Here is a 13,072-nt window from a genome sequence, read left to right as displayed (position 1 = left end):
AACAATTATCGGAAAGGAGGCTCGTTAAAGGTACGTAATTTTCGCGAATGCAGATGATCCCCTTCGGCACGCAGCAGATCGATGGCGCAGATGCCGATTTGCAAATGCTCTGAAATCGCCCCTTCATAAAACTTGTTTGCCTGACCGGGCAGTTTGATTTCACCGTGAAGCGGTTTATCGGAGACGCACAGTAACGTGCCGTACGGGACGCGGAAGCGGTAACCCTGCGCGGCAATGGTCGCACTTTCCATATCGACGGCCACGGCACGGCTGAGGTTAAAGCGCAGCGCCGAGGCGGCATAACGCAGCTCCCAGTTACGATCGTCCGTCGTGACCACCGTGCCGGTGCGCAGGCGCTGTTTCACTTCCTCGCCGGGCATTCCGCTCATCTTTTTGGTGGCGTCATACAGCGCGCGCTGCACTTCGGCAATGCTTGGAATAGGGATATCCGGCGGTAACACCGCGTCCAGCACGTGATCGTCACGCAGATACGCGTGCGCCAGTACGTAATCGCCAATGGACTGCGTTTCACGCAATCCGCCGCAGTGACCAATCATCAGCCAGACGTGCGGGCGCAGCACTGCGAGGTGATCGCAAATCGTTTTGGCATTGGCCGGACCGACGCCGATGTTCACCAGCGTGATCCCCGCGCCGTCGCGGGCGATCAGGTGATAGGCCGGCATCTGGTGTTTTTTCCACGCCAGATCCGACACCGCCTGTTCCGGATAAAGCGTATCGGCAGTGATAAACACGCTGCCCGCGCAGGCCAGCGCTTCGTACGGGCTGTCCGGATCGGCAATCTGTGCGCACGCCCAGCTGACAAATTCATCGACATAGCGCGTGTAGTTGGTGAACAACACGTAAGGCTGGAAATGTTCAATCAACGTGCCGGTGTAATGGCGCAGGCGCGCGAGGGAAAAATCAGCCCGCAGCGCGTTGAAATGAGAAAGCGGGAAGGTATCGCCGGGGTAATACAGGCCATCTGCCGTTTCATCGCCAATTTGCGACAGTTCCGTGGTGGGAAAATGTTTCGCAAGCCCCGCGCTCATTGAGCGGTCGAGCATCAGGTCCGATCCGTCGATCACGTAAGAGTAAGGAATTTCCTGTTGCGACGGCACCACTTCAATCACCGCATTGTACTCTTCCTCCAGCAATGACAGCTGCTCGGTCAGATAATGACGGAAAAGTTCAGGATGGGTGATGGTGGTGGAATAGCGTCCCGGATGCGAGAAGCGGCCATAGGCGCGGGTCGGATTTTTGGCAGGCGTTACGCCATCCCAGCTGACACGCAGTTCAGGGTAAACAAATAATCCCGCCGCGCGGTCAGCCACGTCCGGCAGCGTGCCCTGAACAATGAAATCTTTAATCGCATCCCGCAGTGCGGCGACCGAGTTGTTGTACATTTCTTCGAGCTTCTCAATCGCCTGTACCGCGGTGAGGGACGTGTTATCCATACGCTTTTCCTTTGTGCTTTGTTCATCATCATTCAGTCTAAATATGGCTTGTCTGAAGAGCGCCGCCAATGTTTTATTAGGCTATGAAAACCGGATGACGCTTTTATGAACGAACAGGGGACAGTGAATGATTCGGGTGTGGGGCAGAAAAACGTCGTCTAATGTGCAGGCGCTGATGTGGTGTATCGGGGAATTAGGCCTGCAGTATGAAAGAACTGACATCGGCCATAAATACGGCGGCAATGACACGCCGGAATTTCTGGCGATGAACCCGAACGGCACCGTTCCGGTGATCCGCGATGGCGAAGGGGAGGCCCTGTGGGAAACCGGCGCCATTCTGCGCTATCTGGCCGGAAAATACGGTGCTGAGACATTCTGGCCGAAGGATGCTGAACGGCGTGCGCACATCGATAAATGGACCGAATGGGCAAAAATCGGGGTGGCGATGAATTTCACCGCGCCGGTATTCTGGATGGTAGTGAGAACGGCGGCGAAAGATCAGGATCATCAGGCGCTGAAAAAATCATTGCAGAACCTGAACAAGAAACTGGCGATTGCTGAGGCGCAGATTGTCCGATATGGCTACCTTGCCGGGAGTGAATTCACGCTGGCCGATATTCAGTTTGGACACAGTTTGTATCGCTATTTTGATATCGCCATTGATCGGCCACCTTACCCGGCCATCGAACAATATTATGAAAAACTTAAACAGCGTCCGGCATTTGCGGAGCATGTGATGGTGTCCTACGAAGAGTTGCGGGTGGTTTAACGCCGCCCCGGATGCAAAAAGCCCGCTTAACTTTCATTAAGCGGGCTTTTTTAATGGCTTACTTTTCAGTCCGGCTGAGGTGTTTTCATCACTATCGCTGTCAGGGCCGAGAGCAAACAGCCCGCCATCAGATAAATGGCGACGGAATGCCATTCACCGCCGGAGAAATTCAGTAACGCGGCGGCAATAAACGGCGTAAATCCGCCACCCACCACGCTGGCGACCTGATAACCCACACCGGCACCACTGTAGCGGTAACCTGCGCCAAACATTTCCGTGAACATCGGTTGCTGCACACACACCACCATATCGTGAGCGATATTAGCCAGCAGTAACGAGAAAATTACCACGCCGACAAGGGAACGTGCTTCCAGCGCCATAAAGAACGGGAACGCACTCAGGGCACCGACGAATGCGCCGGTAATGTAGATGCGGCGACGTCCGAAGCGATCCGCCAGCCAGGCAAACAGCGGGATCGTCAGACAGCTTATCCCGCCGACCAGCAATCCGATATTGAGAAACAGCTCACGCGACATCCCCAGGTTGTGCGTCGAATAGTTCAGTGCGAACGCGGTGACAATGTACATCGTCAGCAATTCGCAAAGGCGCAGGAGGATGATTTTCAAAAATGCGCCGGGGTGGCGGTTCAGTGCTTCGAAGACCGGCAGGCGTTTTTTCGCCTCTTTGGGCTGTGCTTCCTGAGCACGTTCAAACTCGACCGACTCTTCCATGCCGTTGCGGACCCACAGCGCGCCCAGCACCAGCACAACGCTGAACAGAAACGGCAAACGCCAGCCCCAGCTGAGGAACTGGGCGTCGGTGGTCAGGTGGCTTATCAGCGACACCAGACCGGTAGCCAGCAGCAGACCGACGCCGTATCCCATCTGGATGCCGCTGCTGTAGAACGCCTTTTTGCCCGAAGGTGCACTTTCAACGGCCAGCAGCGCAGCGCCACCCCATTCGCCGCCGACCGCAAAACCCTGAATGGCGCGCAGGGTGACCAGCAGAGCCGGGGCCCACCAGCCAATGGTTGCGAAAGAGGGGAGGATACCGATGCATGCGGTGGCGATGCCCATGATCCAGACGGTCATCATCAGCATCCGTTTGCGACCCAGACGATCGCCGAAATGGCCAAAGACAATGCCGCCAAGCGGGCGGAAGAGGAAGCCTACGCCGAAGGTGGCAAACGCGGCGAGCGTGCCCATTGCCGGGTCAATTTGCGGAAAAAATTCACTGTTAAACACCAGCGCGGCGGTGATGCCGTAGAGTAAAAAATCAAACCAGTCGACGACTGCGCCGACGAAGCTCCCCCAGGCAGCCCGGCGGGCACGGTGATATGAAGGTATTTCCTCATCGGGGCGGGGGGCAGTGAGCATGGCGTCCATAATTGTCCTGTCTGTTCCTCAGATTTCTAAACTTTTTCGTTATTAAAATAGGCAAAAGGTTATTGAGTTATCAAAAAGCTTAACAAAAACCGCTACTGAGACTACAGCGTCAACCGCCAGGTTAAAACGCTTTTGCAAAATGAAAGGGGAGTTTTATGCAGAAAAGGGGCAAAGCAGGCAAGCACATCAAAAACACCAAAGCAAAACGCCCGCTTAAGTTTCCTTAAGCGGGCGTTTCTAATATGGCTCCTCTGACTGGACTCGAACCAGTGACATACGGATTAACAGTCCGCCGTTCTACCGACTGAACTACAGAGGAATCGTTGGAACGGGGCGAATAATAGCGACTGCCCCTGTGCATGTCAAAGGGGAAACTGCATAAATGTGTGCGTTTGCTGATAGTTTGGTCAAGTTGTTGAGAATAGAGTCAAAAAGGCCGGTTTGAGCGGTCGGGGCTGCAATCTCTGAGCGTCTGATGCCCCTAAAAGCCGCCAGTTATTCATCCTGCTAATTGATAAGGCTTAACCATAAGAATGCATTATGTTGGTGCGCTCCCGATGAAATTATTGCGCGATCACACTGCATTTTTTTCTGCGCAGCCATTTTCCGCGCGCGCCATCCGACCGTTTTCTCTTATGTTCCAGGGGACTGGCGGGGATGCGCCCGTTTTTTCATCTGCCCGCCGGAGATTGGCGCAGATCTTGCTTTTATCAGAGCTGCTTATAAATACGCTGTTCGTGCATTACGTCAGTTCAGGGTACCCCTTACCGCGCAAGATGGAGGCAGAGATGAATCTCAGGCGTTTAAAGTACTTCGTGAAAATCGTCGATATCGGCAGCCTGACGCAGGCCGCTGAGGTTCTGCATATCGCTCAACCGGCGCTGAGCCAGCAGCTGGCGACGCTGGAGGGTGAATTGCAGCAACAATTGCTGATTCGCACCAAGCGCGGCGTCACGCCCACGGAAGCCGGTCACATTCTTTATTCCCATGCGCAGGCCATTTTGCGTCAGTGCGAGCAGGCGCAGTGCGCCGTAAGCAGCGCCGGGCAATCGCTCAGCGGGCAGGTATCGGTCGGCCTTGCGCCGGGCACGGCGGCTTCACAGCTGGCGCTGCCGCTGTTGCAGGCAGTGCGCGAGCAGCATCCCGGCATTCTGCTGTATCTCAATGAAAACTTTGGCACGGCGCTGGGTGAATGGGTGCTGGATGGCCGCATGGATATGGCAGTGCTGTACGGCGCGCGCCCGGAACCCGGGCTGTGCAGTCAGCCGCTGATGAGGGAAGATCTGTATCTGGTGGGCACGCATGCTGTGCCGAATCCGGGAAAATACGTTGAGCTGAGCGAAGTGGCCAGACTGAATCTGTTTATGCCGCGTGCTTATAACGTCATGCGCCGTCTGGTGGACGATGCCATGTCTTTGCGTCGCCTGAGCGCTAACATCATTGGTGAAATTGAATCTTCCGCCACGCTGACCGCCGCAGTAGCCAGCGGGCTGGGTGCGACGATCCTGCCGGAGTCCGCCGCCCGTGCCATGATCGGCCCGGCGAAAGCCTGGATGTCATGCATCAGCAGCCCGGCCATTCAGGTGCCGCTTTCACTGTGTATCTCAGAAACGCGGGCACTGTCGGCGGAGGCGATGGCGGTGAAGAAAATCCTGCTGGGACTGGTTGCGGAGCAGAGCACGCCGGTTCCTGAACCGATGCTGGTAGCAAGCTGAACCATGAAAAAATGGGCGATCGTCGATCGCCCATTTGATTTTCCCCGGTCAGGAGTGACCATTAAAACAAGGTTTACTTACAGGCTTTAATTTCCTTCCATTGTGACCATTCGCCAGTGAACTCCGGGTTTCCGGGTTCATTGTTCTGTGTCCAATAGTTAGCCAGATACTCCTTGCCTTTCCACACAACGCTTTCGCCTCCGTAGTAGATTTTTTGTGCGTCCCAGTTGTTCGCGCAGGTTTTACCCGTGCCGGTATCCGGCAATGGTTGCACCTGCGGCGTCACCGTCAGCGTATAAGAAGCCACATCGCTTTTCTTGCCGTCCGAAACGGTCAGTGTGAAGGTGTACTGTTTTTTCACCGTCACCGTCGGCGCAACAAAACTGATGCTGTCACGGTCGGTACCCTCCAGCGTGTTACCGTTTGGCAGCAGCCAGGAGTAAGACAGTTTGTCACCGTTCGCATCGCTGGACGCGGCGGCGTTAAGTGTCACGTTCGCCTGACTTTCCACATCACCAATCGGCCCGCTCAGTTTTGCCACTGGCGCCACGTTAGTGTCCGCCGGGGCAGGGGTTGGGTCCGGGGTTGGCGCTGGCGTCGGATCCGGCGCTGGCGTGACCGGCTCGACCTTGCCGGAGTCATCAACAATCGACACATTAAAGAAGTGCTGAACGCAGCGTTTGTAGTCGCCTTCTTTAAACGCAGAGAATGGCGTCTGGTAGCCGACTAACTGACAGGAATACGTCGAGCCTGTCGGGGTACTCGGATCCCATCCCCAGTCCTGTTCCCAGTACTGTGGCAGTGCGCCTGAGCCACCTTCATCGAACTGTTTCATGTTTTTACAGCCGAGCACTTCATTGGCAGGCACCGGCACTTTCAGGTATTCCGCTTCACTTTTGTAGTAGGAGATACGGTTTTCACCCTGAGCAATTTCGGTCGGACCGCCGCACTCCACGCCGCCGTTAATGATCTGGATGGTCACGCCGAACCCCGGCACCAGGCCATTTTCTTTATCATGGGCGTTGGGCTGCCAGGTTCCGTCGATCACGTGCAGCATGCTGGGTTTCGGTGCCTGCGGTGTGACGAAGAAGAACACGGCGCTGGCGAGGTTCAGCCAGGTGTCCGCGACCAGTTCCGGTTTATCGAGCAGCGTTCTGACCGTGCCAAACATCGCGTCTGAGAACGGACCGTAGTTGTAGTTATAGGAAAGTTGTTTTGCCCCGCGACCAAAATAGCTGACGAAATCACCCTGCGCGTCTTTACCGCAAGGCCAGGTTTGCCCCTGCCAGACGTCCGGATTACATTCGCCGTTATAGCCGCCTTTCTGGCCTTCGGCCCAGCCCATTTCACGCAGCCACACCAGCCCCTGTCGCCATTCCGCCTCAGGGCGCCAGTTTTCATGTCCGCCGGTTTCCTGCGCGAAGTGCGCAAACATCGTTGCCAGGCCTTTACGGCAAATCGCGTCGGAATCACGTCCGTCGGTGTAAGTACCGCAAACTGCCGGGAATTTACCTATCGCTTTAATGAAGTTTTCATAACTGTATTCCGGCGCGCGGAGCGGGAAAATATAATCCCATTGCTCTTTGCTGAGGATTTTCTCAACGCGTTTTACGTTATCCGGGTTTGCCGCACGGCCCGGCGCAATTTTTTCAACGGAATCATTATCCAGCGTGCGGATGGAAGCTTTCACTTCCTGCATCAGCGGGTTTTGCGTTAATGAATTTTCTTTTTTGATCAGATCACTTTCTTTAATAACGTACGGTTCTGAAGGGGCAGGGGTTTCCTCCGCCAGCGCGGCAGAACTTGCAGCCAGCAAACAGGATGCGGTAATAAGATTTAAATAAAACTGAGGCTTTAATCGATGCATAGTGAATACCCTTCATTCGTTACAATAAGTACAAGAATAAAAACTCTGAGGAGTTTGTGTTTTCAATGTCAGTCTCAGACCAACATTGAAAGGGTAATCTTCACCGGGTTACTTCACTATTAAAATAAGAACATTGTCCATCATTAATTACGTGTGATTTTGCGTTGTGCCGTTGAGATAATCATTTATTTTCAGGAGCAGGTTTCAACGGCCTTGAGTGAAGAAATGATATTATTAACACCTCGGACTTTGGTCGTTCTGGTGACAAAGTTTGCATATGTTTTTAAGGTTTCATGATGAATGTCATCGGGTAATGTAAATGTCACTAATTTGCTGTGACGTTTTTCAATAAAATACTCTGCCACTTTTCTCGGAAAGATGGCGATCATATCACTACGCTCAACGGCAGCAATGATGCCATTCATAGACGATGAGTTATAAATGACTTTGCGCATGTTGGTTTTTTCATTCTGGATATGACGATTATTAACCGACACCAGTTTCATGGTCTGCCCTTCGCTGTGACAATACACGGCATGGGGTAACGTGTAATAGTGTGAAAGCGTAAAGGCGGGTTGTGACGCCAGTAAACTGCCGGAACTGCACACCACCACGAAATCATCCACGGAATCAATTTCAACAGAGGTGATGCTGTGGTGGTGAAGGGCAAAATTACTTAGCACGATGTCATTGCCAGATTGCAGCAGATTTCTCACACATTCATCATGGTTAAATATGGTGGAGTTAGTGAAGGCGAGAAGGGTTTCCTGTAAATCATCTTGCTGATGTAAACGTTGAAAGTAAAAACTTTCGATTAAGTCAGAACACATGACTTTAACTGAAGAGACGGTTTTTTCCTGATTTTTAGCTTTATGAACCACGTCATCAATTATACACATGGCATGTGAAAAAGATTCATGAATGTCCAGGGCTATTTGTGTTGGTTTCATGCCCTGAGCAGTTCTGATAAAAAGTTCGACGGCTAAGAAACGTTGTAATTTATTAATGGAAAGACTGACCGCGGAAACGGAGAGTTCAAGTTTTTCAGCTGCGCGCGAAAGGCTACCAGAGACTATCACTTCATTCATGATCTTGATCAGATTATAATCAAACTCATTTATTTTATCGTAAATCATTACTTTTCTCCGTCATCAAGATATGGAGCCTGCATCATTCACATTGTGATGCTACAAATAAAGTAAAAAAATCTCAAAATATCATGATATTTGTATGCATTAATGAGTGGTTTGAATTAATTCCTAATAGCTAAACGATGTTGTGTATCACAAGTGAAGTTATTGCAGCTCATTTATTTGTATAAGAAACACTTATGTTTAAAGCGTTATCAGGCGCACCCGGTTTCTCATCCAGCCGTAAATGAAGGATTCATTACTGGCCTTACTTTCGGCTAAATCAAGATACCGTTGTCCCTGGCTGCAATTGAGCGAAGTGACCAGAACAGCGTCTCCTTCCTGCCCGCGCAGTCTCAGGAACCCGGCCAGCGCATTCAGCGTGGCAGGCCCAATTTTTCCGTCAACGGTGATATCGGGATAAACCTGGCCTTGCTGATTATATGCATTGAGCCAGCGTTGTAGCCACTTAATACCCACGGAAGGCCCCATATTTGTCCCGGTATCACATAGCTCCAACGCCAGAGCCGGCGACAAGGCGTGGATTTTGTCAAACCCTGGCTGATACCAGTAGTTTTTCTCCAGAATGATATATGCCTGTTCACGGGTAAATGCTTTCATATCGCCGGTATAGCCATAATCACGTGCGGTCTTTTCGGTGATGCCCCAATGTGTCGCGCCGCCCGGATCGTCGGGATGGTTTATATAAGCCCCTTCATTTTCCAGCACGGCATCAATAATAGGATTTCTTGGCATAGTGGAACCCTCTGTGAGTAAAGAGATCTCAGATAACTAAGGTAAGATATACACCTACTCCGATTAACAGCACTAATACAATCAGACTCAGTAAAATAGGGTTATATGATATTTTTGTTTTAGGTTTTTTTTCCTGAATTATATCGATTGTTATTGAGGTATTCACCCGAATGCCTGATTTAGGCACGGTGATAAATAATTCATCTAACCCTAATGTTTTAAGATCGCGGCGAATTAAATAGAGTGTTTGGGTAAGGCTGGCGTCGCTGGTAAAGGTACTTCTGGCACCCCATAAAGCATAAGATATCGCTGACTTCTCTATCACTTCGTCTTTAGCGTGTTCAATGATAAAACTGAGGCATCGGGCTCGCATCGTGGTCAGTTTAATATTCATTCCATTATTCAGCGTCTTTAACTCTTTCGTTCCTTCGTTGAAAACGTACAGCCCATTAATAAGATAAACGCTCATCTTTCAACACTCTCCAGTCCGGTGGTAGAAAATTGCTGACATTCATTTTTTGATAGGATTTATCGTATCTTCTTTTTTGAAATTCACCACATTCAATCAGAATATTGTGATTAATTTTAGATAAGTTGTGATCTGTTATAAAAGTTGACGGGTTTTTTGAGTGAAATTAAAAGGTCTTTTGAGTTTAACTTGAAATAGAAAATATAAAAATTGAATGATTGACGTTGAATTATAGGATTTTATTTATATCATCGGTGGCACATGAAACCCGTATTGTGACTCATTGCTTAAACCGGCAGGGTGATGTTTTTGATTGCAAAACCCCGGCAGCTCATTACTTGTCCAGTTTCCTGCACTATCAGATAAAAAATTGATGCTCATTTCCTGAACATCATCGTTGTCAAAAATATTTATGCTGAATGATGATTTGAGAGAAAACGTCCTCTCACTAATTATAGCTTCAACAGCAAGACGCTGTTAGACCCTTAACTTCTATTCAGGAAACTATTATGGCTACCAGTAAATTGATTAAAACAGATTCTCTGACTGACAAATCTTATAAAGCGGACGGTTTTGACGCGTCGAAAGACACGGTGAAATATAGCTATACCTCTGCCCGCGTGGCTAAACCGGTGTACAACAAGTATGACACCACCAATAAACCTAAAGTTTTCGGTTATTACACTGACTGGTCGCAGTATGACAGCCGTCAGACCGACGGAGATGACACCCCGGCTAACCGCGGTCGCGGTTATGATTTAGCCAACGTCAGCCCGACGGCGTATGACAAAATCATTCTTGGCTTCCTGGGCATTGTCGGCGACAGCACCGGCGAAAAAGCGGAAGTTATCGCCCGCGCAGCAAGCAATCTGAACAAATCCACTAACGAACCCACCTTCCTCGACCCATGGGGCGACTTCCAGACCAGCAACAACGTTGGCCTGAAAGAGTCCGGCTGGGAAGAAATGGACGTGAACTCCGCCACTCAGGCGACAGTAAAAGGTATCGTCGGCGGCCTGCGTGATCTGCAAGCCAAAGCCAAAACCCAGGGGCATGACCTGGCACTGTCGATGAGTATCGGCGGCTGGACCATGAGCAGCGGTTTCCACAACATGTCGCAAACGTCTGCGGGTCGCAGCACCTTTGCAAAAGGCGTGGCAAAACTGTTTACCCGCTTCCCGATGTTCTCTGAAGTGGATATCGACTGGGAATATCCGGGCAACGCCGGTAACAACAATGCCTACAGCGATTCTGATGGTGCGAACTATGCATTGCTGCTGGCTGAAATCACTAAAGAGCTCAAAGCCATTAAACGCAGTGACGTCAAAATCAGTATCGCCAGTTCTGCGGTAGTGGCGATTTTGGAAAAATCAGATGTCGCCACACTGCTGAAAAACGGTCTGTACAGCATCAACGTGATGACGTACGACTTCTACGGTACGCCGTGGGCAGAGAAACTCGATCACCACACCAACCTGCACGCGCTGGTAGAAGGCGGCTGGGGCGTGGATACCATCGTTGATTACCTGTTGGCGAAAGGCTTCCCGGCTGACCGCATTAACGTAGGTTATGCGGGGTACTCACGTAACGGCCAGAATGCGGTTCTGGAAAGCTACTCTCCGCTCAAAGGCACCTACTCACCGACACCCAATGCTGAAACCACCGGCACATTCGAAAGCGGTTGCAGCGAATGGTATGACCTGATCAATAACTATATCGATCTGGAAAACCAGAAAGGCCGTAACGGTTTCAGCGTGTACACCGACCAGGTTGCAGACGCTGATTACTTGTACAACAAAGACACCAAACTGTTCGTCTCCCTTGATACTCCGCGCAGCGTCAGGGCTAAAGGTCAGTATGTAGCGAAAAAAGGGCTTGGCGCACTGTTTACCTGGACTATCGATCAGGACAACGGCGTGCTGGTTAACGCCGCCCGTGAAGGTCTGGGTTGCACCGTGACTAATCAGGTTGTCGATATGGCACCGTTCTACTTCGACGGTATCAATGTCGCCGGCGAAGTGCCTGATGGTGATAAACCTGCCACCAATACCACTCCGGTTGCGGATATCCAGTTGCAGGTGATCAGCGGTTCAAAAGTGCGTCTGAGCGGTGCTGCCTCCAGCGATGCCGATAACGAGGCGCTGACCTACAAGTGGAGCGTTCCGGCGGGCATTTCGCCAAACAGCACCACCACGTCAACCATTACCTTTATTGCGCCAACCGTGGTCAGCCGTGCAGAGTTCCAGTTCTCCCTGACGGTCACTGACACCCATGCGGCCACTTCCGTTGCCAAAAACTACACGCTGGTGGTCTTTGGTGAAGAAGTGATCGACCCGACGCCAACGCCTGAACCGACGCCTGAACCAACCCCGGAGCCGACGCCGGAACCTACCCCAGAACCGACGCCAGAACCGACTCCGGAACCAACGCCAGCACCGGCAGGTAAATACGACGAGTGGGAATCCGGCAAGGTGTACAACACCGGCGATAAAGTCAGCCATAAAGGAAAAGATTACGTGGCTAACTACTGGACTCAGTCAAACGAGCCAGGCCTGGCAGAGTTCACCGGTGAATGGTCACAGTGGAAGTTACTCTGATTACACCACGCAGATGTCATGAGGTTCTGACCTCATGCTAATGAAAGCGCAAAGCGGGACACTTACTGGTGTCCCGCTTTTTTTTGCTTCAACGGTGGGCTGATGCAGCTTGCCGAACCCGCGTCAGACACGCAGGTTCAGCAGGCTGTATCCGAGACAGCGCAGGGTGTTGCCTGGCGTACTGAGGGAGAGTGGCTGGTTGAGACAGTTAAAGCAGAACGAAGAGGGCGTACAGCGCGGGAAGAGGGCAAAAAAAATCCCCCGCAGACGTGGGTCTGTCGGGGGAAAGGATTAACCTTGTTGTTTCGGTGCGGGGGTCATGGTGTCAATGAACGCCGAAATTTTCTTACCGAGCAGGGTGATAATTGGCCCGGCAAACACGCCGCCCAGCCCGGCGATGACCAGTAGCTTGTCATCGTTGGCATCGTGCGACAAAACGAAAATACTCAATATCATGCCGCTGAAACAGGAGACAATAACCTGCAAAAGACAGGCCTTGAGTTCTTCCATGAAAGCCTTCTTCTGTCTCAGCATGATGTAGCGAACGACGCCACCCCACGCTGACATTCCCATAACGGCAAAAACAATACTGTGCTCTATGGTGACGATATCTCTGGCATGTGCTGCGCCAATCATGATGCTTTCCTCTAAGGTAAGAATAAAACCGGTTAACTTGTGTATGGTTAAATTATCACCAGAAGACGCGGGGCAAAAATCACATAGCCACACATTTTTGCGTGACGGTTTTTAGCCGTGCAATCGCGAAAAGTGAGAAGACGAAAGGGGAGCAGGCCGCAACCGGGCGAGGTTTTTTCTTAAGCAGAAAGGCTTAGGCCGCACAGTGAGTTTTTTATCCCACACACCGGCCGGCAATTTAAAAAAATAATAGCGTTTGAATTTCAGAAAGATAAAGCGCGTGATAATTTTGTT

The 13,072-nt window shown here is 51.2% G+C and carries 10 protein-coding genes and 1 tRNA gene; 3 read left to right on the top strand and 8 right to left on the bottom strand.

Annotation, left to right across the window (positions count from 1 at the left end):
- Positions 1 to 5: 5 nt before the first annotated feature.
- A complete protein-coding gene (locus ABSH60_RS01970) occupies positions 6 to 1,490 on the bottom strand; it encodes an AMP nucleosidase (protein WP_256370263.1) in 1,485 nt (494 codons plus the stop codon).
- A gap of 91 nt (positions 1,491 to 1,581) precedes the next feature.
- Here ABSH60_RS01970 and ABSH60_RS01965 point away from each other — a divergent pair, with 91 nt between their 5' ends.
- Positions 1,582 to 2,223: a glutathione S-transferase N-terminal domain-containing protein gene (locus ABSH60_RS01965; RefSeq protein WP_390972476.1), complete on the top strand. Its 642-nt coding sequence runs from the start codon at positions 1,582 to 1,584 to the stop codon at positions 2,221 to 2,223.
- Between the two features lie 65 nt (positions 2,224 to 2,288).
- Here the strand turns inward: ABSH60_RS01965 and shiA are convergent, their stop codons facing one another.
- Both shiA and ABSH60_RS01955 read right to left on the bottom strand, forming a co-directional pair.
- Positions 2,289 to 3,608 carry a shikimate transporter gene (gene shiA / locus ABSH60_RS01960; RefSeq protein WP_136376860.1) on the bottom strand — a complete coding sequence of 440 codons (1,320 nt, stop codon included), beginning with the start codon at positions 3,606 to 3,608 and terminating at the stop codon, positions 2,289 to 2,291.
- 243 nt (positions 3,609 to 3,851) lie between these two features.
- A tRNA-Asn gene (locus ABSH60_RS01955) sits at positions 3,852 to 3,927 on the bottom strand.
- A gap of 469 nt (positions 3,928 to 4,396) precedes the next feature.
- Here ABSH60_RS01955 and nac point away from each other — a divergent pair.
- Positions 4,397 to 5,323 (top strand): nitrogen assimilation transcriptional regulator NAC, encoded by a 927-nt coding sequence (gene nac / locus ABSH60_RS01950; RefSeq protein WP_390972475.1) that lies wholly within the window; start codon positions 4,397 to 4,399, stop codon positions 5,321 to 5,323.
- 73 nt (positions 5,324 to 5,396) lie between these two features.
- On the opposite strand, the gene ABSH60_RS01945 is transcribed toward nac, so the two are convergent.
- From ABSH60_RS01945 to ABSH60_RS01930, 4 genes are all read right to left on the bottom strand, one after another.
- Positions 5,397 to 7,190: a glycoside hydrolase family 19 protein gene (locus ABSH60_RS01945; RefSeq protein WP_390972473.1), complete on the bottom strand. Its 1,794-nt coding sequence runs from the start codon at positions 7,188 to 7,190 to the stop codon at positions 5,397 to 5,399.
- Between the two features lie 191 nt (positions 7,191 to 7,381).
- Positions 7,382 to 8,326, bottom strand: coding sequence for a LysR family transcriptional regulator (locus ABSH60_RS01940; RefSeq protein WP_122094854.1), 945 nt, complete (start codon positions 8,324 to 8,326; stop codon positions 7,382 to 7,384).
- Positions 8,327 to 8,524: 198 nt separating this feature from the next.
- Positions 8,525 to 9,076, bottom strand: a complete 552-nt coding sequence (locus ABSH60_RS01935; RefSeq protein WP_390972471.1) for a putative peptidoglycan-binding domain-containing protein — start codon at positions 9,074 to 9,076, stop codon at positions 8,525 to 8,527.
- A gap of 28 nt (positions 9,077 to 9,104) precedes the next feature.
- A complete protein-coding gene (locus tag ABSH60_RS01930) occupies positions 9,105 to 9,545 on the bottom strand; it encodes a hypothetical protein (RefSeq protein WP_056769424.1) in 441 nt (146 codons plus the stop codon).
- Positions 9,546 to 10,054: 509 nt separating this feature from the next.
- Here ABSH60_RS01930 and ABSH60_RS01925 point away from each other — a divergent pair.
- On the top strand, positions 10,055 to 12,142 hold the full coding sequence (locus ABSH60_RS01925) for a glycosyl hydrolase family 18 protein (RefSeq protein ID WP_390972469.1): 2,088 nt from the start codon (positions 10,055 to 10,057) through the stop codon (positions 12,140 to 12,142).
- 291 nt (positions 12,143 to 12,433) lie between these two features.
- Here ABSH60_RS01925 and ABSH60_RS01920 read toward each other — a convergent pair whose 3' ends face one another.
- Positions 12,434 to 12,778: a phage holin family protein gene (locus ABSH60_RS01920; RefSeq protein ID WP_390972467.1), complete on the bottom strand. Its 345-nt coding sequence runs from the start codon at positions 12,776 to 12,778 to the stop codon at positions 12,434 to 12,436.
- Positions 12,779 to 13,072: the final 294 nt, after the last annotated feature.

The organism is Rahnella sp. R3(2024) (assembly GCF_042920125.1).
Classification (GTDB): Bacteria; Pseudomonadota; Gammaproteobacteria; order Enterobacterales; family Enterobacteriaceae; genus Rahnella; species Rahnella rivi.
This window is presented reverse-complemented; position numbering and strand designations above follow the sequence as displayed.